The 22,327-nt window shown below is 68.6% G+C and carries 16 protein-coding genes; 5 read left to right on the top strand and 11 right to left on the bottom strand.

The features are described 5' to 3' along the window. Both OG496_RS46785 and OG496_RS46780 read left to right on the top strand, forming a co-directional pair. Entirely contained in the window at nucleotides 1-1,140 is a 1,140-nt protein-coding gene (locus OG496_RS46785; RefSeq protein WP_405975218.1) for an amidohydrolase family protein, read from the top strand. A gap of 24 nt (nucleotides 1,141-1,164) precedes the next feature. Further along, nucleotides 1,165-1,692: an NUDIX hydrolase family protein gene (locus tag OG496_RS46780; protein WP_318020245.1), complete on the top strand. Its 528-nt coding sequence runs from the start codon at nucleotides 1,165-1,167 to the stop codon at nucleotides 1,690-1,692. A gap of 9 nt (nucleotides 1,693-1,701) precedes the next feature. Here OG496_RS46780 and OG496_RS46775 read toward each other — a convergent pair whose 3' ends face one another. Continuing rightward, complete coding sequence (locus OG496_RS46775) at nucleotides 1,702-2,190, bottom strand: carbohydrate ABC transporter permease (RefSeq protein WP_405975217.1); 489 nt, start codon at nucleotides 2,188-2,190, stop codon at nucleotides 1,702-1,704. Here OG496_RS46775 and OG496_RS46770 point away from each other — a divergent pair. Continuing rightward, complete coding sequence (locus tag OG496_RS46770) at nucleotides 2,171-2,896, top strand: hypothetical protein (protein WP_405975216.1); 726 nt, start codon at nucleotides 2,171-2,173, stop codon at nucleotides 2,894-2,896. The two genes, OG496_RS46775 and OG496_RS46770, sit on opposite strands and share 20 nt — an antisense overlap. On the opposite strand, the gene OG496_RS46765 is transcribed toward OG496_RS46770, so the two are convergent. Then, complete coding sequence (locus tag OG496_RS46765) at nucleotides 2,836-4,614, bottom strand: tannase/feruloyl esterase family alpha/beta hydrolase (protein WP_405975215.1); 1,779 nt, start codon at nucleotides 4,612-4,614, stop codon at nucleotides 2,836-2,838. The two genes, OG496_RS46770 and OG496_RS46765, sit on opposite strands and share 61 nt — an antisense overlap. A 265-nt stretch (nucleotides 4,615-4,879) precedes the next feature. On the opposite strand from OG496_RS46765, the gene OG496_RS46760 reads away from it, so the two are divergent. Continuing rightward, on the top strand, nucleotides 4,880-6,340 hold the full coding sequence (locus tag OG496_RS46760) for an MFS transporter (protein WP_366491986.1): 1,461 nt from the start codon (nucleotides 4,880-4,882) through the stop codon (nucleotides 6,338-6,340). Nucleotides 6,341-6,417: 77 nt separating this feature from the next. Here OG496_RS46760 and OG496_RS46755 read toward each other — a convergent pair whose 3' ends face one another. The 9 genes from OG496_RS46755 to OG496_RS46715 form a co-directional block, all read right to left on the bottom strand. Further along, nucleotides 6,418-7,029 (bottom strand): sarcosine oxidase subunit gamma, encoded by a 612-nt coding sequence (locus OG496_RS46755; protein ID WP_405975214.1) that lies wholly within the window; start codon nucleotides 7,027-7,029, stop codon nucleotides 6,418-6,420. Beyond that, on the bottom strand, nucleotides 7,022-10,354 hold the full coding sequence (locus OG496_RS46750; protein ID WP_405975213.1) for a sarcosine oxidase subunit delta family protein: 3,333 nt from the start codon (nucleotides 10,352-10,354) through the stop codon (nucleotides 7,022-7,024). Before OG496_RS46750 ends, OG496_RS46755 begins: the two co-directional genes overlap by 8 nt. Nucleotides 10,355-10,365: 11 nt before the next feature. Then, nucleotides 10,366-11,598, bottom strand: coding sequence for a sarcosine oxidase subunit beta family protein (locus OG496_RS46745; RefSeq protein WP_405975212.1), 1,233 nt, complete (start codon nucleotides 11,596-11,598; stop codon nucleotides 10,366-10,368). Continuing rightward, nucleotides 11,595-12,878, bottom strand: coding sequence for a serine hydroxymethyltransferase (gene glyA / locus OG496_RS46740; RefSeq protein WP_405975211.1), 1,284 nt, complete (start codon nucleotides 12,876-12,878; stop codon nucleotides 11,595-11,597). The genes OG496_RS46745 and glyA overlap by 4 nt, the downstream gene beginning before the upstream one ends. Nucleotides 12,879-12,899: 21 nt before the next feature. Beyond that, nucleotides 12,900-15,338, bottom strand: a complete 2,439-nt coding sequence (locus tag OG496_RS46735; RefSeq protein ID WP_405975210.1) for an FAD-dependent oxidoreductase — start codon at nucleotides 15,336-15,338, stop codon at nucleotides 12,900-12,902. Nucleotides 15,339-15,554: 216 nt separating this feature from the next. Beyond that, nucleotides 15,555-16,517, bottom strand: a complete 963-nt coding sequence (locus OG496_RS46730) for an ABC transporter substrate-binding protein (RefSeq protein WP_405975209.1) — start codon at nucleotides 16,515-16,517, stop codon at nucleotides 15,555-15,557. A gap of 14 nt (nucleotides 16,518-16,531) precedes the next feature. Next, a complete protein-coding gene (locus OG496_RS46725; RefSeq protein ID WP_399388952.1) occupies nucleotides 16,532-18,538 on the bottom strand; it encodes an ABC transporter permease in 2,007 nt (668 codons plus the stop codon). Beyond that, nucleotides 18,538-19,626, bottom strand: coding sequence for a glycine betaine/L-proline ABC transporter ATP-binding protein (locus OG496_RS46720; RefSeq protein ID WP_366491994.1), 1,089 nt, complete (start codon nucleotides 19,624-19,626; stop codon nucleotides 18,538-18,540). The genes OG496_RS46725 and OG496_RS46720 overlap by 1 nt, the downstream gene beginning before the upstream one ends. A gap of 20 nt (nucleotides 19,627-19,646) precedes the next feature. After that, entirely contained in the window at nucleotides 19,647-21,116 is a 1,470-nt protein-coding gene (locus OG496_RS46715; RefSeq protein WP_405975208.1) for an aldehyde dehydrogenase family protein, read from the bottom strand. Between the two features lie 220 nt (nucleotides 21,117-21,336). Between OG496_RS46715 and purU the strand changes: the two genes are divergently transcribed. Beyond that, complete coding sequence (purU, locus tag OG496_RS46710; protein ID WP_366491996.1) at nucleotides 21,337-22,209, top strand: formyltetrahydrofolate deformylase; 873 nt, start codon at nucleotides 21,337-21,339, stop codon at nucleotides 22,207-22,209. The last annotated feature ends 118 nt before the right edge of the window (nucleotides 22,210-22,327 follow it).

Here is a 22,327-nt window from a genome sequence, read left to right as displayed (position 1 = left end):
ATGGCCACTGGACCGGTCCACGAGGCGCTCGCCGCGCTGGAGTTGGTGGACCACCACTGCCACGGAGTCGTCACCGAGGACCTGGACCGGGCGGCCTTCGAGTCGCTGCTCACCGAGGGGGACGTCTGGCCCGGCAGCGGGATCTCGCCGTTCGACAGCCCGGTCGGGATCGCCGTACGCCGTTACTGCGCACCGATGTTGGACCTGGAGCGGCACTCGCCAGCCGACGAATACCTCGCCCGGCGCACCGAGTTGGGCCCGCACGAGGTGAACCGGCGCTTCCTGGCCGTCGCAGGCACCGGTGTCTTCTGCGTCGACACGGGGTTCGCGCCGCACCACATCACCTCGCCCACCGAACTCGCGGAGGCGGCGGGCGCGGTCGCGCATGAGGTCGTACGGCTTGAGACGGTCGCGGAGTCCGTGGCCGCGCGGGGCGTCGAGCCGGACGGGTACGCGGACGCGTTCCGGACCGCCGCGCTGGACGCGGTGCGGCGGCCGGGGGTGGTGGCGGTGAAGTCGGTGGCCGCATACCGGACGGGGTTCGATCTCGACCCGGCCAGGCCCTCGGACGCGGAGGTGACCCGGGCGGCCCGCGTCTGGCTGGCCCGTGGCGGTCGGCTCGAAGACCCGGTCCTGGTACGGCAGTTGCTGTGGACCGCGGTCGACCTGGGGCTCCCGCTCCAACTCCACACGGGGTTCGGCGACAACGACATCCGGCTGCACCGCACCGACCCGGCCCTGCTCACGGACTGGCTGCACCTGACCGCCGGCACGATCCCGGTGCTGCTTCTGCACTGCTGGCCGTATCAGCGTCAGGCCGGATACCTGGCGGCCGTCTTCGAACAGGTGTACCTGGACGTGGGGCTCACCCTGCACCATGTTGGACCGGTCCGGGCGCGGGCGGTGCTGGCGGAGGCGATGGAGATCACACCGTTCCGCAAACTTTTGTACAGCTCTGACGCCTATGGTCTTGCGGAGTTCTATGGGCTCGGAGCACTGGCGTTCCGCCGGGGTCTTGGGGATCTGCTCCAGGACCGGGTGGACGCCGACGAACTGGGCCTGCCCGACGCGCTGCGGCTGGCACGCTGGGCGGGGGCCGACAATGCCCGCCGGGTCTACCGGCTATCCGACGGACACTGAAAGTATGATCAAGCAATGTCTGACATGACCGATACCACGCCCGGTTGGCTGTCCGCCGACGACCTCGAACAGGCACGCGCCCGCATGCCGATCCTCTACGTCGAAGCGGTGCCCGTCCGCGTCGACGACAACGGGGAGGTGACCAGCATCGGACTGCTGCTGCGCATCGGCCCCGACGGCACCGTGAACCGCACCCTCGTCTCCGGCCGCGTACTGCACCACGAGCGGGTCCGCGACGCCCTCCTGCGTCATCTGGAGAAGGACCTCGGCCCGGTCGCGCTGCCCCGGATCCCGACCTCGCTGCAGCCGTTCACCGTCGCCGAGTACTTCCCGACGCACGGCGTCACGCCGTACCACGACCCCCGCCAGCACGCGGTGTCCCTCGCTTACGTCGTACCGGTCACCGGCGACTGCCGGCCCCGCCAAGACGCCCTGGACCTCGTCTGGTTCAGCCCCGAGGAGGCCGCCTCGGAGGCGCTGCGCAGCGAAATGCCGGGCGGGCACGGGGTGTTGCTCAAGCAGGCGCTGGCGCACGTGGGTTGTGTGTCCTGACGGGGGTGCTCAGCCCGTGACACCTCCTTCCGTGAGGCCCGCGAGGACGCGGCGTTGCAGGACGAGGTGGACGAGGACGAGCGGCAGGCTGGTCGGCACCACATGGGCGAACACCAGGTTCCAGCTGACACCGTGCGTGGACGAGGAGGCGAAGGAGTACAACGTCAGCGGCAGCGTGGCCGTTTGGGAGCCGCGCAGCGGGAACAGGGCGAAGTAGGAGTCCTTCCAGACCGAGATGATCAGCATGACCGCGCCGGTGAAGAGCACCGGGGTGAGCACGGGCAGCACGATCCGCCAGTAGATCTGCCACTTGTTCGCCCCGTCCAACTGGGCGGCCTCCTCGAAGTCGTGCGGAAGGGTCCGTACGAAGCCGGTGGCCAGGAAGATCACCACCCCGAGCCGGGTGCCGACGATCACCAGTATGTAGCCGAGACGCGATCCGTTGAGGCCGAGCTGGGTGAGGACGTAGATCGTCGGGATGATCGCCGGGGGCAGCACGATCGACAGCGCGGACGTGCAGTACGCGAACCGCAGCGTCCGCGAGTCGGAACGGGCGTACGCCCAGGCCGGTGAGGTACGAGTCCTTGTCGATCACCGTGCGGTAATTCGCCCCGTCGCTCCAGCGCTCTTGCCAGCTCATCGGCAGGACGCTCGCATCGCCCTCCGTCTTGAGGGAGTTGACGACCAGCAGCCAGAACGGGACGAGGATCCAGGGGATCGCCGGCCAGGACGTCATGGAGACGATGAAGCGGGCAGCCTGCACGCGCTCCGCCCCACCACCCACTACGACTTCACTCCCGACGGATTCTCCGAGGCCGCGGTCGTCGTGGCCCGCATCGGCAACACCGTATTCGCGGGCCTCCAGGCCGAGTTGAACGCCGGCACCGGTCTCGACCTCAAGGCCGCGTCGCCGTTCCCCGCCACCTGCGTGGTCACCATGGTGAACGGCGCCGCCAAGTACATGGCGGACGCCGGGAGTTACGAGCGGATCACCTACGAGGCGATGAACTCCCGGTACGCGAAGGGCGCCGCAGAGACCGTCACGGCGCGTCACGTGGAACTGCTGCGGAACTCTGATCCCGGCGACGCGGCCCCCGGCTCGAAACCGGGGGCCTCGCCATCTCAATCAACCCTCGCTGTACGTCAGTTCCTGCCCTTGGTGACGACCCACTTGCCGCCCATCCAGTTCCCGACCGTCTCGTAGCCGGAGCGGAAGGAGCCGAGCCAGTTGAGCTTGAGGGTGGCCTCGGCGGTGGACTTGACGGGGGTGTAGCTGCTCGCGTCCGTGGCCGAACCGCCGGTGGTGTTCTTGGCGTAGTACGGGAAGGGGTAGACCGGGCGGGAGGTGGTGGTGGTGTTCCCGCTGCTGTCGACCGACTTGGTCGTCAGGCTTGCCGGTGCGTCGCCCTTCGTGACCCAGTCGGTGATCGCGGTCAGCGCGTCGAAGGTGTCCGGGCCCTGGCCGCCGCCGCAGTGTGCGACGCCGGGGAGCAGGAAGAGGCGGGCGAAGGTCTTGGTGGCCGTCTCGCCGCCCGTGATCTTCTCAACTGCCTTGTAGTAGGCCATCGTTCCCACGGCCGGGATGTGCTGGTCGCCCAGGCCGTGCCAGAGGATCAGCTTGCCGCCTGCCTTCCTGAACGCGGTGAGGTCGGGGTCGGTGGCGTCGTACATGCCCTCGCCCAGCCTCATGACCTTCTTGTAGTAGGCGGCCGTGAACTGGATGTCCTTGTACGTCAGGGTCGGCTGCGGGCTGTCGAAGATCTGATAGCGCAGGGTCTCCCGAACGAAGCTGATGTCGCCGCTGGCGCCGGTGGCGGTGGCCGGGGTGATGATCCCGGCCCAGTTCAGCTCGGAGCCGCGCAACTGGTAGCCGGGGTAGAGGAGTTGGCCGTGTTCGTCGGTGGGTCCGGCGTAGATGCGGCGCAGGGTGGTGACCTGGTCCGCGGTGAGGCAGTACGCGTCGGGCGTCGAGGTCCGGCCGGACTCGCACTGGATGGTGCCGGGGTCCCAGGTACAGCTCAGCGGGTCGGCGATGATGCCGTCGGCGGGGGCGTCGCAGCCCTTGAGCACGGCCTTGTGGAGGCCGGCGAGGTCCGCGTTGGTGATCGTGGCCGGGCCGCCGTCGAGGTAGACGGACTGGGCGGTCCAGGCGTGCGAGAAGGTGTTCAGCGCCGTGAAGTTGTTGGCCGGGGCGCCGGCGATGATGCCGTCGAAGTCGGTCGGGAAGCGCTGGGCCTCGGTGAGGGCCTGGTGGCCGCCCTGGGAGCAGCCGTCGAAGTAGGAGTGGGTGGCCGGCTGGCCGTAGTACTGCTTGATGACGGCCTTGGCCGCCTGGACCAGTTCGTGGTCGGACTTGTAGCCGAAGTCGGCACGCAGGGTCGGGTCGGTGGAGAAGAGGCCGCCGCCCTGGTAGTGGCCCTCGTCGCTGGAGGCGACGGCGAAGGCGCCGGTGGTCAGCGGGACGCAGCCGGTCGAGGCGGGGGCGCTGGTGACGCTGGTGTTGCCGCAGAGGCCACCGCAGCCGACCTGGAGGTAGTTGGCCTGCCAGCCGGTTTCGGGGAGTTTGATCTCGAAGTGGAGTTGCGGGGCGATCACGCCCTTGACGTCACAAGCGGCCCAGTTTCCCAGGGTGTTGGCGCTCGCGGCGAGTTCGGTGGCCGAGGTGATCTCGAAGGGCACGCCGGGGACGGCGGCGGCCAGGTCCAGTTGTGCGACGGCGGAACACGAGATGGCCGGTGCGATGCCCGAGGTCGTGGTGCTCGCCGAAACGGCCTTCGCCGAGGCCGAGTTGGCGGCCTGCGCACTGCCGGTCGTGCTGTTGGCCAGCGCCACGCCCGCACCGGTGACCAGCGCGACGGCTGCGGCGAGGGTGGCCATGAAGGTGGCCGAGTTCCACCGACACCATCTGAACAGCTTGGGCATGCTGGGTACTCCGTTCGATCGCCGGATCGGGGTCGTGCAGGCACGGCGAGGAACGTAGCTGCCCGTTGATCCGTGAGCAATAGCGTCGACGCTATTGTTGACGATTTAGTCGAAGACTTTGGCCCGATATCGCTGACCAGGCCCGGAGCCGACGCCCGCCACAACGTCAACTTTCTTTTTGCGCAACTCATTGATTGTACCGACCGTTAGGTCTAATTTATCGGCTCTCTGGACCTTCGCTCCGCTCACTTACGGAAGGCCGCCGATGTCCCAGACCCAGCTCACTCCCCCGCTGGACGACGAGAGTCCCCCACCGACATCACGCAATGTCCTCGTGATCGTCGCACTCGTTTGGACCGTCCAACTGGTCGCGCTCATCGCCGCGTTGTCCGGCATCGCGCAGGCCGACGTGGCGATCCACTTCAGAACCACCGAGATCGCGTGGTTCACCCTGATGACCCTGCTGACCGGGACGTTCTTCCTGCCGTTCGTGGTCAAATCCGCGGCCATCTTCGGCAAGAAGCGCGTCCTGCTCGTCGCCATCGGCCTCGGCTTCGTGGGCGACCTGCTCGCCGCCGTCGCCACCGACTACCGCACCCTGCTGATCGGCCGCGGCATCGCCGGCATCTACGCCGCCAGCGCCCCGCTCGCCTACGCCATCACCCGTGACGTGTTCCCGCGCAAGTGGGTCGGGGTCGCCAGCGGGATCCTGGCCGGGGGTGTCGGTCTCGTCGCGTTCGGTGGACCGTTCCTGTCCGGCTGGCTGCTGGACGACTACGGCTTCCGCGGTGTCCTGTGGTTCATGGCCATCAGCACCGCCGTCAGCTTCGCTCTGGTGGCGGCCTTCGTGCCGGAGAGCCCGATCCGTGCGGCGGCCGGCCGGATGGACTGGGTCGGCGGAATCCTCCTCGGCGGCGGGGTCACGGCGATCGTGTACGCCGTCGGCCAGGGCACGCACTGGGGCTGGGGCAGCGCCAAGTTCATCGGCTACGTCGTCGGAGCGGTGATCGCGCTGATCGTCTTCGTCCTCGTGGAGCGCCGGGTCGCGGAGCCCCTGTTCCCGCTCTCCATGACCCGACGACGCCCGGTGTGGACCGTTCTCCTCGCCACCTCCATCGCGGCCGGCTCGCTCAGCGCCGTCGGCGTGGTGATCCAGCTCCTGATCCTGATGCCCAACATCCCCACCATCTCGGCGGGCCTCGGCTGGTCGGGAACCCACAACGCCATCGTCACCAGCCCGATCAGCGCCATGATCATCGCGGGGGCCGTCGGTACCGGCCTGCTCTCCCGCCGGGTCGACGCACGCATCCTCCTGGGTACCGGAGCCGCGCTCGCGGTCCTCGGCTACGGCATCGGCACCCATCTGCACCACAGCGCCCCGCAGATCATCGAGATGGGCGTCATCGCGGGACTGGGTACGGGCATCGTGATGGCGATCGTGCCCATCATGATCATCGAGGTGGTCACCCCCGAGGAACAGGCACTCGCCAACGGCGTCCAGACCCTCGGCCAGGGCGTCGCCCAGATCGTCGTCTCCCAGCTGGCCTTCGTCGTGATGGCACAGCACGGGGCGGTCCTCAAGGGCACCCAGTTCTACCTCGACGCCGGCTTCACCAACGGGCTCTGGCTGGTGGTCGGTTGCGTCGCCGCGGGCGCGCTGCTCGTCGCTCTGATCCCCAGGAGCAAGCGCCTCGACGAGGTGGAGGTCGGCCAGGCCGTCGCCTGACACCACCGGCACAACCAGTGACATGCGGAAGGCCGTTCTGCCTGTGACGGGCGAACGGCCTTCGGCGTACGGCCGGTTCAGTCGTTCCGCACGTACTCCGCCGCCGCGTCCAGGAGCCAGTCCGTCAGATACCCGGCGAAGGACGAACGGACCAACACCCAGAATCCGGCGGCGGGTTCGTCCCGGGCGACCAGGACGACCTGGGCGCGGGCCAGGGTGGTCTGGGCGCAGCGTCCGGGGCCGAAGGCTCGCGGGTGCAGGTCCAACGGGCAGCCGTGGGCCAGCAGTTCGCGGGCGCGGGCACCGGAGACGAGGAGGGTGGTGCGCTGGGCGGAGACATCGGTGACGGCGATGTGTTCGTCACCGGCCGCCGCCCGGATCCGGTGCTCCACGTCCCGCTGCGTGTCCGGCGGTCCGACCACCAGCCACTCGTCCGGGCCGAGCCACAGCACCGTCAACTCCCCTGCCCGCACGACCGTGTTGGGCTCAAGGGGCAGGGACAGACCGAGCGCGAGTCCTACGGCGTCCGCCGCCGCGCCCTTCGCGTCGAGCCGGAGGTTCACCTGGGCCAGGAAGGGCAGTTCGGCCAGCCGGACCGTGCCGCCGGAGGAGCGGGTCGTGGCCGCCAGCCGGTCGGCGGCGCCCGCGAGGGGGCTGCGGCGCGGGACGGAAAGGGCGGTGTCAGCCATCGCGGCGGGCTCCCTCGGGGTCGTAGAGGACGGGGCTTGCGACGGTGACCGGGATCAACTGGTCGCCCACGGGGGCGTAGAGGCGTTCGCCGATGCGGTCGCGGCCGCCCTTGATGAGGGCGAGGGCGAAGGTGCGGCCGAGGGCGGCGCTGCGGTAGCTGGAGGTGACGTGTCCGAGCATCGGGACGGGCGGGGCGGGGAGCACGCTGTCCGCGATCAGTTGGGTGCCCTCGGGGAGGAACGCGGCGGGGTCGTCGGGGAGCAGGCCGACGAGGTGTTTGCGGTCGGGGCGGACGGCGTCGGCGCGGGCGTAGGAGCGCTTGCCGATGAAGTCGGGCTTCTTCTTCGAGACCGCCCAACTCATGCCGAGATCCTGGGGAGTTACCGTGCCGTCGGTGTCCTGGCCGATGATCGGGTAGCCCTTCTCGGCACGCAGGACGTGCATGGTCTCGGTGCCGTACGGGGTGATGCCGAAGGGGGAACCGGCCTCGTACAGCGCCTCCCACAGGGCGAGGGCCTCCCACGGTGACACGTTGATCTCGTAGGCGAGTTCGCCGGAGAAGCTGATCCGGCACACCCTGGCCTCGATGCCGGCGACGGTCGTGTCCCGCCAGGCCATGAACGGGAAGTCGTCCTGGCCTACGGCGAGTTGGGGTGCGAGCGAGCCGAGCACCTCGCGGGAGAGGGGGCCGACCAGGGCGACGGTCGCCCACTGCTCGGTCACCGAGGCGCAGTGCACGCGGAGTTCGGGCCACTCGGTCTGGTGCCACTCCTCCATCCAGTCCAGTACGGCGGCCGCGTTGCCCGTGGTCGTGGTGACCAGGTAGCGGTCCGGGGCGAGGCGGATGGCCGTGCCGTCGTCGAAGACCATGCCGTCCGGGCGGCACATGACGCCGTAACGGATCATGCCGACCTTCAGGTTGCTCATCATGTTGGTGTAGAGGCGGTCGAGGAAGACGGGTGCGTCCGGGCCCTGTACGTCGATCTTTCCGAGGGTGGAACCGTCCATGAAGGCGACGCCCTCGCGGGCCGCCGCGCACTCGCGCAGGACGGCGCTCTCCATGTCCTCGCCGTCGCGCGGGTAGTACCAAGGCCGTTTCCACTGGCCGACGTTCTCGAACAACGCGCCCTGCATGACGTGCCAGTCGTGCAGCGCGGTCGTACGGATCGGGTCGTGCAGCGCGCCCCGGTCGCGGCCGGCGAGGGTGGCGAAGGAAACGGGCGTGTAGGGCGGGCGGAATGTCGTCGTGCCCAGCAACGACACGTCCACGCCGAGGAGTTCGGCGACCACTCCGCTCGCCAGGACGCCTGACGTCTTGCCCTGGTCGTTGGCCGTACCGGCCGTCGTGTAGCGCTTGGTGTGTTCGACCGAGTTGAGGCCGGCGGCGGTGGCGCGGGTCAAGTCGGCCACGGTGACGTCTCGTTGGAGGTCCACGAAGCTGGGGGCGTCGGTGGGGCCGGGGACGACGAAGACCTGCATCGCGGGGGTGTGCGGTTCCGCGGTCACCTGGGGCAGTGAAGGCGTCTCGGCCGTGTAGCCCTCGGCCTCTATCGCTCGGGCGCCTGCGGCTGCGCCCTGCAACAGGGCTCCGGCCAGGTCGAATTCACCGTTCACGCCGCCCGCGACCTCCACCAGCTGGCGGCAGGTGTCGGGGACGAAGGTGCCGAGGGTGTCGTCGTAGCGGAGCTTGCCGCCTGCCTGGCTGAACAGGTGGGCGACCGGGTTCCAGCCGCCGGAGACCATGAGGAGGTCTGCGGTGAACTGCCTTGTCGTGTAACGGGTTTCGCCGTACGGGGCGACAGTTACGGCGGTCAGGCGTGGGGCGCCCTCGGTGCCTACGACTGCGTGTCCGGGCAGTACCTCGATGCCTGCCTCGCGGGCTCGGCTCGCCCACTCCTCCGGCTCCGACGGGCGGGTGTCCACGATCGCCACGATCTCCACGCCTGCCGCCGCCAGGTCCAACGCGGCTGCGTACGCACTGTCGTTGGTGGTGAAGACGACAGCCCTACGACCGGGGAGCACGCCTTGACGGTTGACGTACGCGCGGGTCGACGCGGCGAGCATTACCCCGGGGCGGTCGTTGTCCGGGAAGGCGAGAGAGCGTTCGTGGGCGCCGGTTGCCAGGACGACTCGGCGGGCTCGGATGCGCCAGACACGTTCTCGGGAGACGTGGGTGGGGGCATCTGCGCCCAGGTGGTTGGTGCGGCGTTCCACGGCCAGGAGGTGGTTGTCGTCGTAGTGGCCGAAGACGGTGGTGCGGCGGAGGATGCGGACGTCGGGGGCGGCGGTGAGCACTTCGCTCAACTCGTTTACCCAGTCGAGGTGTTGGGCCGTGTCCAGGAGGCTGCCGCCTGGTTCGGGGCGGTCGTCGGCGAGGATGACGCGGGCTCCGGTGCGGGCGGCGGCGGCCGCGGCTGCTAGACCGGCTGGGCCTGCGCCGACCACGAGCAGGTCGCAGTGGGCGTGGGCGGCGTCGTAGCGGGCCGGGTCGGGTTCCGTGGCCAGGCGGCCCTGGCCGGGGAGGCCGGTGGCGACCAGGCCGTCGTAGAGCTCGACCGTTGTCGCGGGGAGCATCGGCTCGGGGAACGGGGCCTCGATCTGGATGACGGCGTTGGGTTCTTCGACGCCTGCCGTGAAGATGCCTCGGGGGCGGCCGAGTTTGATGCTGGTGCCGGTTTGGATGACGCCGTTTGCGAGGAGGGCGGAGGCGAGGGTGTCGCCTTTGTAGCCCTGGTATTCGGTGCCGTCGAAGGTGAAGGTGAGGGGGGTGTCTCGGTGGATTCGGCCTCGGGTGGGGTGGCGGAACGGTTGGCCCGCGGCAGAGCCGCTGATGGATGCAGCGCCCCCGCCGCCCCTACCCGTCCCATCCTCCAGGGGCTCTGCCCCTTCGACCCCGTTCCCAGGGGGCTCCGCCCCCTGGACCCCCGTCGGCCCCGAAAGGGCCTCGTCCTCAAACGCCGGACGGGCTGAAATTGCGGGCCCGCGCTGAACAGTGGACGTCGGAAGTGGCTCAGAAAGCACCGGCGAATCAGCAACTGCCCCCCGCCCACTCAGCGTTGGCCGCTCCTCCCCCGCCCTGTACACCCCCAGAATCTCGTTCGTCGCCGTGTCCCGTACCGCGTTGAACCACCGGCGGCATCCCGCCGCATGGTTCCACCGTTCCACGAAGGGGCCCTTGGGGTTGTCGCGGAAGAACAGGTAGCGTGCCCACTCCTCGTCGGTCAGGTCGGCCGGGGTCTCCGGGTAGGCGACGTGGGCCTGGCCGCCGTAGTGGTACTCGGCTTCGTCGCGGGGCCCGCACCAGGGGCAGGGGATCAGCAGCATGGTTCGGCTCCCTAGTGGGCCACCGCGGCAGCGCCGTGCTCGTCGACGAGCGCGCCGGTGGTGAAACGGTCGAGCGAGAAGGGGGCGTTGAGGTGGTGAGGCGTGTCGTGGGCGATGGTGTGGGCGTAGACCGAGCCGACGCCCGGGGTGGCCTTGAAACCGCCGGTTCCCCAGCCGCAGTTGAGGTACAGGTTGTCCACCGGAGTCAGGCCTACGATCGGTGACGCGTCCGGGGTCACGTCCACGATGCCGCCCCACGTGCGCAGCACATGCGCGCGGGCGAAGACCGGGAACAGCTCCAGGGCCGCCGCCATCTGTTCCTCGATGATGTGGAACGCTCCACGCTGGGTGTAGGAGTTGTACGAGTCGATGCCCGCGCCCATCACCAACTCGCCCTTGTGCGCCTGGCTCACGTACACATGGACCGCGTTGGACATGACCACCGTGGGGTGGACGGGTTCGAGGAGCTCTGACACCAGTGCCTGCAACGGGTGGCTCTGTAGCGGGAGTTGGATGCCCGCCATCGCCGCCAGGACCGACGTGTGGCCTGCCGAGCAGAGTGCCACCTTGCCCGCCGCTATCGGGCCGAGTGTGGTCTGTACGCCCACCACCCTGCCGTCGACTACGTCCAGGCCCGTGACCTCGCAGTTCTGGATGAGGTCGATGCCCGCCGCGTCGGCGGAGCGGGCCAGGCCCCACGCCACGTGGTCGTGTTTGGCGATGCCAGCACGTGGTTGGTAGGTGCCGCCCATCACCGGATAGCGCACGTCCGGTGAGGTGTTGACGATCGGGCAGACCTCCTTGACCTGCCGTTCGTCGAGCCATTCCGCGTCCACGCCGTTGAGGCGGTTCGCCTCGACTCGGCGCACGCTGTCGCGGACGTCCTGGAGGCTGTGGGCGAGGTTGAGGACTCCGCGCTGGGAGAAGAGGATCGGGTAGTCCAGCTCCTCCTCCAGTCCCTCCCAGAGTTTGAGCGCGTGCTCGTAGATGCCCGCGCTCTCGTCCCACAGGTAGTTGGAACGGATGATCGTGGTGTTGCGGGCCATGTTGCCGCCCGCCAGCCAACCCTTCTCCAGCACCGCGACGTTAGTGATGCCGTGGTTCTTCGCCAAGTAGTGGGCGGTCGCCAGGCCGTGGCCGCCGCCGCCCACGATGACGACGTCGTACGAGCGTTTCGGCTCGGGTGTGCGCCAGAGCCAGTCGGGGTGTTCGGGGAGATCGGCGCCCGGGGTGCGGGGGGTCATCGGGGGGCGTCCTCCTCGGACAGGTGCGGGTAGAGCGGGTGCTTCGCGGCCAGGGCCTCTGTGCGGGTGCGCAAGTCGCCGATATTCGGGGCCGGTTGGAGGGCCAGCGCGATCACGTCCGCAACCTCCGCGAAGTCCTCCTCCGTGAGGCCTCGCGTGGCCAGCGCCGGTGTGCCGATGCGCAGGCCCGACGTGACCATGGGCGGGCGCGGGTCGAAGGGCACGGCATTGCGGTTGACGGTGATGCCGATCTCGTGGAGGAGGTCTTCCGCCTGCCTGCCGTCCAACTCCGAGTCGCGCAGGTCCACCAGGACCAGGTGCACATCCGTACCGCCGGTCAGGACCTTCACGCCGGTCGCGGCTACATCGGCTCGGGTCAGGCGTTCCGCGAGGATGCGGGAGCCGGCCAGCGTGCGGGACTGGCGTTCCGCGAACTCCGGTGACGCCGCGACCTTGAACGACACCGCCTTCGCGGCGATGACATGCTCCAGGGGGCCGCCCTGCATCCCAGGAAACACCGCTGAGTTGATCTTCTTGGCGAGGTCGGCCTCGTTGGTGAGGATGACTCCGCCGCGTGGGCCGCCGAGGGTTTTGTGTGTCGTCGTCGTGGTCACGTGTGCGTGCGGGACCGGGTTCGGGTGGAGCCCGGCGGCTACCAGGCCCGCGAAGTGCGCCATGTCGACCATCAGCAGCGCGCCCACTTCGTCGGCGATCCGCCGGAACTCCGCGAAGTCCAACTGCCGTGGATACGCCGACCAGCCCGCGATGATCATCTTGGGGCCGTGTTCCTTCGCGAGGCGCTCCACCTCGTCCATGTCGACCAGGTTGTCGGTCTCGGAGACGTGGTACGGCACCACGTTCAGCATCTTGCCGCTGTAGTTGAGGCGCATGCCGTGGGTGAGGTGTCCGCCGTGCGCGAGGTCGAGGCCGAGGATCGTGTCGCCGGGCTTCAACAGGGCGAAGAACACCGCCGTGTTGGCCTGTGCGCCCGAGTGCGGCTGGACGTTCGCGTAGCCCGCGCCGAAGAGCGACTTGACCCGCTCGATGGCCAACCGCTCGGTGACGTCGACGTGTTCGCAGCCGCCGTAGTAGCGACGGCCGGGGTAGCCCTCCGCGTATTTGTTGGTGAGGACCGAGCCCTGCGCCTCCAGCACGGCGGAGGGCGCGAAGTTCTCGGAGGCGATCATCTCCAACGTGGACTGCTGGCGGTGCAGTTCGGCGCGGAGCGCGGCGTGGACCTCGGGATCCAGTTCCGCCAACGGGGTGTTCAGCGCGTTCATGTGGAGTTCTCGTCCTTCCGGCTAGCCTCGGAGGCGGGACATCGTCGGGTCGAACAACGGCTCCTCAGCCACGACCGCCTCGACGCGCTGGTCAAAGTAGCCGATGTGCAACTGGGTGCCGGGGGTGGCTAGTTCGGCCGGGAGCCAGGCGTAGGCGATGCCCTTGCCGATCGTGTAGCCGTAGGCGGCGCTGGTGACGTAGCCGACGGCGCGGTCGCCGTCGTAGACCGGTTCCTTGCCCATGACGACGGAGCGCGGGTTGTCGATGGTGAGGCAGGTCAACTGCCTTTGTACGTCGGTCTTTCGGCGTTCCAGTGCCGCCTTGCCGATGAAGTCGCCCTTGTCGAGTTTGACGGCGAACCCGACGCCAGCTTCGTAGGGGTCGTGCTCGTAGGTCATGTCGGTGCCGAAGGAGCGGTAGCCCTTCTCCAGGCGGAGGCTGTTGAAGGCGCCGCGGCCCGCGATGACACCGCCGAGGGGCTTGGCCGCCTGCCACAGAGTGTCCCAGAGTTTCTGGCCCTGGTCGGCGGTGGTGTACAGCTCCCAGCCGAGTTCGCCGACGTAGGACAGGCGCATGGCGGTTACCGGGACCGTGCCAATGTAGGCGTTTTTGGCGCGGAAGTATTTGAGACCTTCGTTGGTGAAGTCCTCGTCCGTCAGGGGCTGGAGGACCTTGCGGGCCAGTGGGCCCCACAGGCCTATGCAGCAGGTGCCGGGGGTGATGTCGCGGACCTGGACCGTTCCATCGGCGGGCAGGTGGCGGGTGAACCAGTCCAGGTCCAGGTTGCCGTTGGCGCCGACCTGGAAGCGGTCGCGGGCCAGGCGGGCGACGGTGACGTCGCTGCGGATGCCGCCGTCCTCGTCCAGCAGGAGGGTGTACGTCACCGAGCCGACCGACTTGGCCACCTTGCCGGTGACCAGGGCCTCCAGGAAGTCGGCGGCACCGGGGCCGGTCACCTCCAGGCGTTTGAGGGCCGTCATGTCGTACATCGCGACGGTCTCGCGGGTGGCCTGTGCCTCGGCGCCCACGATGGGCGACCAGTACTGCGCCGCCCAGTCGTTCGGGGTGGGGATCGAACGGCCTTCCAGCAGGGCCGAGTTGGCCTCGTACCACTGCGGGCGCTCCCAGCCGTTGGCCTCCAGGAAGACCGCGCCGTGCTCCTGCTGGCGGGTGTGGAAGGGGCTGGTGCGGATCGGACGCGGCTCACCGGACGGCTGGAGGGGGTGGAGGATGTCATAGACCTCGACGAAGTTCTGGCAGTCGCGGGCCAGGACGTACTCGGGGGCGAGCTGGTGCTGTTCGAAGCGGTTGACGTCGCACTCGTGGAGGTCGAAGGACGAGCAGTAGCCGTCGACCAGCCACTCCGCCATCGCGCGGCCGACGCCCGCCGAGTGCGTGACCCAGACCGCCTCGGCGACCCAGAAGCCCTTGACCTCCGAACTCTCCCCGAGGAGCGGGAAGTTGTCGGTGGTGAAGGAGAAGAGACCGTTGATGCCCTCCTCGACCTTCGTGTCCCGTGTCGCGGGGAGCAGGGACTGCGTCTCCGTCCAGGCGGGCGCGAAGTCGTCCTCCGTGAACTTGAGGACGGAGGGCATGTCGTCGGCCTCGCCGACCGAGAGGATGTCGTCGGCCGAGATGGGCATGGGGCGGTGTCCGTAGTAGCCGATGCCGATGGTGTCGAAGCGGTCGCGGTAGTAGAGGTCGGCGTCCTGGTGGCGCAGGATCGGGCGGACGGCCTCCTCGGTCTGGCCTGCGAGGGCGGGTACTGGACCGGTCCAGGCGAGTTGGTGGCCGAGCGGGGTCAGCGGGAGGTTCATGCCGACCATGCCGGCGATCTTCGGGCCCCAGATGCCGGCGCAGCACACGACGATGTCGGCCGGGATCTCGCCCTGGTCGGTGAGGACGCCGGTGACGCGGCCGTCGGCGCGCTGGACGTCGAGGACTTCGTGGCGGGCGAGGAAGGTCACGCCGCGTTCGGTCGCCCGGCGGATCTGCGCCTCGACGGCGAGGACGGCTTTCGCGAGGCCGTCGGTGGGGACCAGGAGGCCGCCGAGGACCCGCTCCGGGTTCACCAGCGGGTGGTGCTCGACGCACTCCTCGGGGGTGAGGAGGCGGGCCTCGATGCCCCAGGCGGTGATCCAGCCGTGGCGGCGGTGGAGCTCGGCGACGCGCTCGGGGGTGGTGGCGACTTCGAGGCCGCCGACCTGGAGGAAGCAGGGCTTGCCGTCGACGTCGAGGGAGCAGAACTTCTCGACCGTGTAGCGGGCCAACTCGGTCATGGTCTTCGAGGAGTTGGTCTGGAAGACCAACCCCGGGGCGTGCGAGGACGAGCCGCCGGTGGCGGGCAGCGGCCCCTGGTCGACCACGGTCACTTCGGTCCAGCCTCGCGCGGAGATCTCGTCCGCGAGCGCCGCCCCCACGACGCCCGCTCCGATGATGACCACTCGGGGTCCCGCCATCGCCGCACCTCCGGCTAGAAAGCAATCCGGTTGCTGTCTGCGCAACATGCTTCAGGTTGCGCAACTCAATGTGCCCGGCGCGAGGAGCGGGTGTCAAGGGGTCCCGTGACGTCGGACGACGCCCCTGTCACCGGCCGGAACACGGCAATGCCCGACGGGCGGTACGCATCTGCGCGCACCGCCCACCGGGCATGGTCAACCGGGTTCGTCCGCCGCCTACTTGAGCCAGGCGTCGACCTTGGCCTGGTTGGCGTCGACCCACTTCTTCGCCGCGGCGTCGTCGGACAGCTTGTCCTGCGCTATGTACTTGGCCACGGTGTTCTGGTCGTCGTTCGTCCAGTTGAAGTTCTTCACCAGGTTGTAGGCGGGGCTGCCCGACTTGGCGAGCTTCGCACTGACGATCTTGTCGAGGTCGTAGACCGGATAGTCGCAGGCGATCTTCGACGCGACGGCGTCACAACCCGTCGTGTACGTGGGCAGGGTGACCTTCTTGAGCGCGACCTCGGACAGGAACCACTGCGGCTCGTAGAAGTAGCCGATGACCCACTGCTTGTTCTTCTCGGCGGTGCGGAAGGCCTGGATGAGCGCGGTCTCGCTGCCCGCGTACACCACCTTGAAGTCCAGCTTCAGGTTCTTCACCAGCGCGGCGTCGTTGGTGACGTACGACGGGTCGCCGTCGAGGAGTTGGCCCTTGCCGCCCGACTCGGAGGTCTTGAACTTGGACGCGTACTTGTTGAGGTTCTTGTAGTTGAGGATGTCGGGGTGGGCTTTCGCGAGCCACGGCGGTACGTACCAGCCGATGATGCCTTTGTTGCCGGTCTGGCCTGCCTCGACGGCTGTCTTCTGGCCGGTGATGTACTTCTTCTTCAGGTCGTCGTGGCCCCAGTTCTCCAGGACCGCGTCGACCTCGCCGGTGCCGAAGCCCTGCCAGGCGATCTCTTCCTTCAGGTCCTTCTTCTCGACCGTACAGCCGAGTTGGTGCTGCGCGACGTACGCGACGACCGCCGCGTCCGCCTCGTAGCCCACCCACGGGTTGACCGCGAGGTTGAAGGTGCCGCACTTGCCCGAGCTGCTGCTCGATCCCGAGGAGGTGTCGCCGACCTTCGCCCCGCCGCACGCGGTGAGGGTGAGGCCGAGGACGGCCAGGCCGGCCGCGCCGGTTCGCCAGTGTCTTGCCATGGTGTCGTGCTCCTTTAAGCGCTGGTTCGGCGCGCGGCCGCCTGAGTGATCCGGTCGAACATGACTCCGAGCAGGACGATGGCGAGCCCCGCCGCCAGCCCCTTGCCGTACAGCTCGCCCTGCGAGAATCCGGCCACGACGTCGTAGCCGAGGGCGCCGGCTCCCACCAGGCCGCCCACAACAACCATCGACAGCACGTAGATCAGGCCCTGGTTGGTCGCGAGGGTCAAGGCGCTGCGTGCCATCGGGAGTTGAACCTTGGTGATGATCTGCCAGGTGTTGCACCCGGCCGCGGTGGCCGCCTCGACGGTGGTCTCGGGCACGGCCCGCACCCCGTCCGCGGTGATCTTGATCGCGACCGGTACCGCGTACACGACGGCAGCCACGATCGCGGTGAAGCGCGTCGCGCCGAACAGCGCGAGGAACGGCACGAGATAGACGAACGGCGGCATGACCTGCGCCGCGTCCAGCGTGGGCCGCAGCAACCGGTCCACCATCGCGCTGCGCCCCATCCACACGCCGAAGGCGATGCCGAACAGCATCACGATCACGGTCGCCACGACGGTCGAGGCAAGTGTCGTCATGGCGTCCGACCACACACCGGTGCCGACAAGTAGGCCTACGCACACGGCAGTTGTGACCCCGGAGCGCCAGCCGCCGACCACGACACCGATCCCGACGAGCGCCGCTCCGACGAGCCACCACGGGGAGTCGGTGAGGAGCGACTGGAACGGGTTGAGCAGGCCGTTGGTGAGTGCGTTGCGGAAGGCGTTGGTGACGCCCGACAGGTTGTCCTGCACCCACGTCGTCACGCTGTTCGCGGCGCTCGTGATGTGGGTGCCGGTGCTGCCGTCGCCGGGGAACTGCGCCGCCCACAGGTAGGTGTGCGAGAGGTAGATCAGGACCACGACGCCCACCGCGCCCGCTCCGAGCAGCGGTCGGCGCCACGTGAGGAAGCGGCCGGTCGAGTTCCGGGCCTGTTCCGTGCGGGTGCTCGACGCCGTCGTGACGCGGTCGAGGACGATGGCCATGATCACGATGGCCAGGCCGGCGTTGAAGGCCGTACCCACGTCGAGCGTCTGCAGTGCCTGCATGACGGTCTTGCCGAGGCCGGGTGCGTCGATCAGGGCCGCGATGGTGACCATCGCGAGGGCGGCCATGATGGTCTGGTTGACGCCCATCACCACGGTGCGCTTGGCCATCGGCAGCAGCACCTTCAGCAGCGACTGCCAGCGGGTCGAGCCCATCGAGTCGGCCGCCTCGACGGTCGTCTCCGGGACGTTGCGGATGCCGTGCGCGGTGATGCGGATCGCGGGCGGGGCGGCGTAGATCACCGTGGCGATCACGGCGGAGGCCGGGCCGATGAGGAAGATCAGGGTCAGCGGGGCCAGGTAGACGAAGGTCGGCATCGTCTGCATGAAGTCCAGGAAGGGCGTGATGATCCGGTTGAACCGGTCGGACAGCCCCGCCCACACCCCCAGCGGGATCGCGAACAGCAGCGCGACGAGGACCGCGGAGAGGGTGAGCGCCAGGGTGTCCATGCTCTCCTGCCACAGCCCCTGCAGCCCGAAGAAGGCGAAGCCGGCCATGGCGAGAAGCGCGACCCGCCAGTTGCCCACGGCCCAGGAGACGAAGCCGGCGATGCCGACGACACCGAGCCATCCGATCTGCGGCAGCGGGCGGTCGCCGCTCGGCTGCGAGATCAGGTCCTGGACGAAGGTCACCAGGTTGTTGATGACCAGGCGGATCTCGTTGAAGAAGTAGAGGAAGAGCGGGTTGGAGTTGCGGTTGGCGCCGACCGAGTCGTTGAGGTCGTTGAACCACCGGTGCAGTCCGGTGAGATCGGCCGCCGCGAGCGTCAGCGTCTGCTTGCCGCGCAGCACGGCGAACAGCACCAGCCAGACGACGAGGATCGCGCCGACCATCATGGGCCGGGTGATCTTGCGTCGCGGGTTCTTCAACTCCGGTGCGGCGTCCGCGACTTGCTGCGCGGGCTCCGGTTTCTCCACGGCGACGGTCATCACGCGTCGCCTTCCTGCCCGGCGACGACCGCGAGGATCTCCTCGTCGCCGACGATGCCGAGCAGCTTGCCGTTCTCGACGACCTTGACCGGCTTGTCGGCCGCGAGTACGGCGCGGGTGGCTTCCCGCACCACGACGTCCGGGCCCAACTCGGGCCCGTCCAGGGCGTCTCCGTCCACGGCGGGGCGCATGATCCAGCGCAGGGTGAGGACGTCACCGCGCGGCACGTCCTTCACGAACTCGCGTACGTAGTCGTCGGCGGGGGCGCCGACCAGTTCGTCGCCCGTACCGCACTGCACCATCTTGCCGTCGCGCATGATGAGGATACGGTCGCCCAACTTGAGGGCCTCGGACAGGTCGTGGGTGATGAACACCATGGTCTTGCCGACCTCGTGGTGCAGCCGGATGACCTCGTTCTGCATGTCACGCCGGATCAGCGGGTCGAGCGCGGAGAACGGTTCGTCGAAGAGGAGCACGTCCGGGTCGCCGGCCAACGCCCTTGCGAGCCCGACGCGTTGCTGCATTCCGCCGGAGAGTTGGTCGGGGTAGGAGTTCTCGTACCCGGAGAGTCCGACCAACTCGACGACTTCCAGGGCCCGTTTGGTGCGCTCGGCCTTGCTCATGCCGCGGATCTCCAGGCCGAACGACACGTTGTCGACGACCCTGCGGTGCGGCAGCAGCCCGAAGTGCTGGAAGACCATGGAGAACTTACGGCGCCGCAGCTCGCGCAGCCGCTTGGCGTCCGCGTCCCGGATGTCCTCGCCCTCGAAGACGATCTCACCGGCGGTGGGTTCGATCAGCCGGGTCAGACATCGCACCAGGGTGGACTTCCCGGAGCCGGACAGCCCCATGACGACGAAGACCTCGCCGGGCGAGACCTCGAAGTTCACATCGCGTACGGCGGCCGTGCAGCCGGTGCGGTCCATCAGCTCACGGCGCGTGAGCCCGCACAGTTCCTCGGAATCGGGTACCTGCTCTGCCTTCGGCCCGAACACCTTCCACAGCTTGCGCACGGATATGACCGGGGTGGGGGCCGAGTCCTGGGGAGTGCCGCGCCGCTGCGGCACCTCGGTCTGTGCTGGGGTCACGATCGACCTCTTTTCGGCGTTCAGCCGCGGAACCAGTGTTGCGGCCGGGGTTGGATGTTCTGCCAGATGTGCTTGGGCTCTCGGTACTCGTCCAGGCCGGTCGGTCCCAGCTCCCGGCCCACGCCCGAGTGTCCGAAGCCACCCCATTCCGCTTGCGGCACGTAGGGGTGGTAGTCGTTGATCCACACCGTGCCGTGCCGCAGCCGCCGGGCGACCCGCTGGGCCTTCCCCGCGTCCTGGGTCCAGACGGCGCCGGCGAGTCCGTACTCGGTGTCGTTGGCGATGCGTACGGCGTCGTCCTCGTCGGTGAAGCGCTCGACGGTCAGGACCGGTCCAAAGGACTCCTCGTGCACCACCCGCATGGCCTGCGTGCACGCGTCGAGCACGGTCGGCGGGTAGAAGTGCCCGTCGGCGAGGGCGAGTTCGGCAGGCCGCTCACCACCGCACCGCAGCACGGCCCCCTCGGCGATGCCGGCCGCGACGTACGCCTCGACCTTCTCCAGGTGCTGCGCGGAGATCAGCGCCCCAGTCTCGGCCTCGGGATCGAAGGGCCCGCCGAGCCGTATCTGCCGTGCGCGGCGCACGACTTCGTCGACGAACCGGTCGTGCAGCGAGTCCTCGACGATCAACCGGGCGCCGGCGGAGCAGACTTGGCCGGAGTGCAGGAAGACGGCCGTGAGCGCGAAGTCCACGGCCGTCTCGAAGTCGGCGTCGGCGAAGATGACGTTGGGGTTCTTGCCGCCCAGCTCCAGCGCCACCTTTTTCACGGTCGCGGAGGCGGTGGCCATGATGCGTTTGCCGGTCTCCAGGCCCCCGGTGAAGGAGACCATGTCGACGGCGGGGTCCTCGGAGAGCGGCGCGCCCGCCTCGGGCCCGGCGCCGAGCACGAGATTGGCGGCACCGGCGGGAAGTCCGGCCTCTTCCAGCGCGCGCATCAGCAGGATGGACGTGGAGGGCGTCAGCTCGCTCGGCTTGAGGACGATCGTGTTCCCGGCGAGGAGCGCCGGAGCGACCTTCCAACTGGCCTGCAGCAGCGGGTAGTTCCAGGGCGTGATCAGCCCGCACACGCCAACGGGCTCGTAGACGACCCGGCTTACGGCGTCGTCGCGTCCGGTGTCGATGACCCGTCCGGCGTCGGTGCCACCGATCCCGCCGTAGTAACGGAAGCAGGAGACGACATCGGCGATGTCGTACTCGCTCTCCACCAGCCGCTTGCCGGTGTCCAGCGACTCGGCGCGGGCGAACTCCTTGGCGTCGCGCTCGATGAGATCGGCGGTCCGCAGCAACAGCGCGCCGCGCTCCCGCTCGGGGGTACGCGGCCAGGGTCCTTCGTCGAAGGCGCGTCGGGCGGCGGCGATCGCGGCCTCGGTGTCGGGACGCGTTCCCTCGGACACGGTCGCGGTGAGCGTGCCGTCGGCGGGACAGCGGATGTCACGGTGACCGCCGGCCACCGCATCGCGCCATTCTCCGTCCACATACAGGTCTGCCACGTGTGGAGCCCTTCGAGCGAATTCCGTTGCGCATCGTGCACCGTATTGCTTGTGGTGGAACACCCTGGCGAATGTGCAGACATACGTCAAGGGGTTGGCAGATGACGATTTCGCCATGCCTCCCATTGCCCGGCCGCCTCTTGACCGCGAGCGGCGCCCGGCCCAACCATGTTGCGTATCGCTCACCATGTTGCGCAACACGCACCGACGGAGGCCGTTCATGTCCCCTCGACCGCACCCTGGCCGCGAATTCGTCCTCACTCTCTCGTGTCCGGACAGCGCCGGACTGGTCCATGCCGTGAGCGGCTTTCTCGTCCGGAACTCCGGCAACATCCTGGAGAGCCAGCAATTCGATGATCGGCTCAAGGGCCGCTTCTTCATGAGGGTCCACTTCGACGTTTCCGATCCAAACGCCGACCTGAAAACACTGCGTTACCGATTCGGCCCGGTGGCCGAGGCATATCGCATCTCCTGGACCCTCCGGGACGCCGCCACCCCGACGCGGACCCTGATCATGGTGTCCAAGTTCGGCCACTGCCTGAACGACCTGCTGTTCCGCAAGCGCACCGGCGCCCTCAACATCGAGATCCCGGCGATCGTCTCCAACCACCGGGACTTCGAGGGCCTCGCGGAGACGTACGGCATCCCCTTCCACCACATTCCGGTGACCAGGGACACGAAGGCCGAAGCGGAGGCCCAACTCCTGGAACTGGTACGGGACTTGAACATCGACCTGGTGGTACTGGCCCGCTACATGCAGATCCTCTCCGACGACCTCTGCAAGCAGTTGGAGGGCCACGCCATCAACATCCACCACTCCTTCCTCCCCAGCTTCAAGGGCGCCCGCCCCTACCAGCAGGCGTACGACCGAGGGGTGAAGCTCGTGGGCGCCACGGCGCACTATGTGACACCGGAACTGGACGAGGGCCAGATCATCGACCAGGACGTGGTCCGGGTCGACCACTCGCTCGACCCGGAGGAGCTGGTGACGGTGGGGCGGGACGTGGAGGCGCAGGTGCTGGCGCACGCGGTGAAGTGGCACAGCGAGAGCAGGGTGATGGTGTACGGGAATCGGACGGTGGTGTTCCGGTGAGGGTGGGGATGGGTGCGGGGCACGCTGTATACGGCTTCCGGTAGCGGGACTTGGAAGCACAGGCCCGCACCATCAGCCCGTCCGGCGTTTGAGGACGAGGCCGTTCAGGCCGAAGCGG

Origin of the sequence: Streptomyces sp. NBC_00988, from assembly GCF_045162645.1 — a bacterium.
In the GTDB taxonomy this organism is placed as follows: Bacteria; Actinomycetota; Actinomycetes; order Streptomycetales; family Streptomycetaceae; genus Streptomyces.
The sequence above is the reverse complement of the archived record's forward strand: the minus strand, read 5'-3'. Positions and strand labels throughout refer to the sequence as shown.

What these genes read in the sequence shown, in the direction of transcription:
- OG496_RS46785 (WP_405975218.1), top strand. Translation starts at nt 1, where the DNA reads ATGGCCACTGGACCGGTCCACGAGGCGCTCGCCGCGCTGGAGTTGGTG.
- OG496_RS46780 (WP_318020245.1), top strand. Translation starts at nt 1,165, where the DNA reads ATGACCGATACCACGCCCGGTTGGCTGTCCGCCGACGACCTCGAACAG.
- OG496_RS46770 (WP_405975216.1), top strand. Translation starts at nt 2,171, where the DNA reads ATGATCGCCGGGGGCAGCACGATCGACAGCGCGGACGTGCAGTACGCG.
- OG496_RS46765 (WP_405975215.1), bottom strand. Translation starts at nt 4,614, where the DNA reads ATGCCCAAGCTGTTCAGATGGTGTCGGTGGAACTCGGCCACCTTCATG.
- OG496_RS46760 (WP_366491986.1), top strand. Translation starts at nt 4,880, where the DNA reads ATGTCCCAGACCCAGCTCACTCCCCCGCTGGACGACGAGAGTCCCCCA.
- OG496_RS46755 (WP_405975214.1), bottom strand. Translation starts at nt 7,029, where the DNA reads ATGGCTGACACCGCCCTTTCCGTCCCGCGCCGCAGCCCCCTCGCGGGC.
- OG496_RS46750 (WP_405975213.1), bottom strand. Translation starts at nt 10,354, where the DNA reads ATGCTGCTGATCCCCTGCCCCTGGTGCGGGCCCCGCGACGAAGCCGAG.
- OG496_RS46745 (WP_405975212.1), bottom strand. Translation starts at nt 11,598, where the DNA reads ATGACCCCCCGCACCCCGGGCGCCGATCTCCCCGAACACCCCGACTGG.
- glyA (WP_405975211.1), bottom strand. Translation starts at nt 12,878, where the DNA reads ATGAACGCGCTGAACACCCCGTTGGCGGAACTGGATCCCGAGGTCCAC.
- OG496_RS46735 (WP_405975210.1), bottom strand. Translation starts at nt 15,338, where the DNA reads ATGGCGGGACCCCGAGTGGTCATCATCGGAGCGGGCGTCGTGGGGGCG.
- OG496_RS46730 (WP_405975209.1), bottom strand. Translation starts at nt 16,517, where the DNA reads ATGGCAAGACACTGGCGAACCGGCGCGGCCGGCCTGGCCGTCCTCGGC.
- OG496_RS46725 (WP_399388952.1), bottom strand. Translation starts at nt 18,538, where the DNA reads ATGACCGTCGCCGTGGAGAAACCGGAGCCCGCGCAGCAAGTCGCGGAC.
- purU (WP_366491996.1), top strand. Translation starts at nt 21,337, where the DNA reads ATGTCCCCTCGACCGCACCCTGGCCGCGAATTCGTCCTCACTCTCTCG.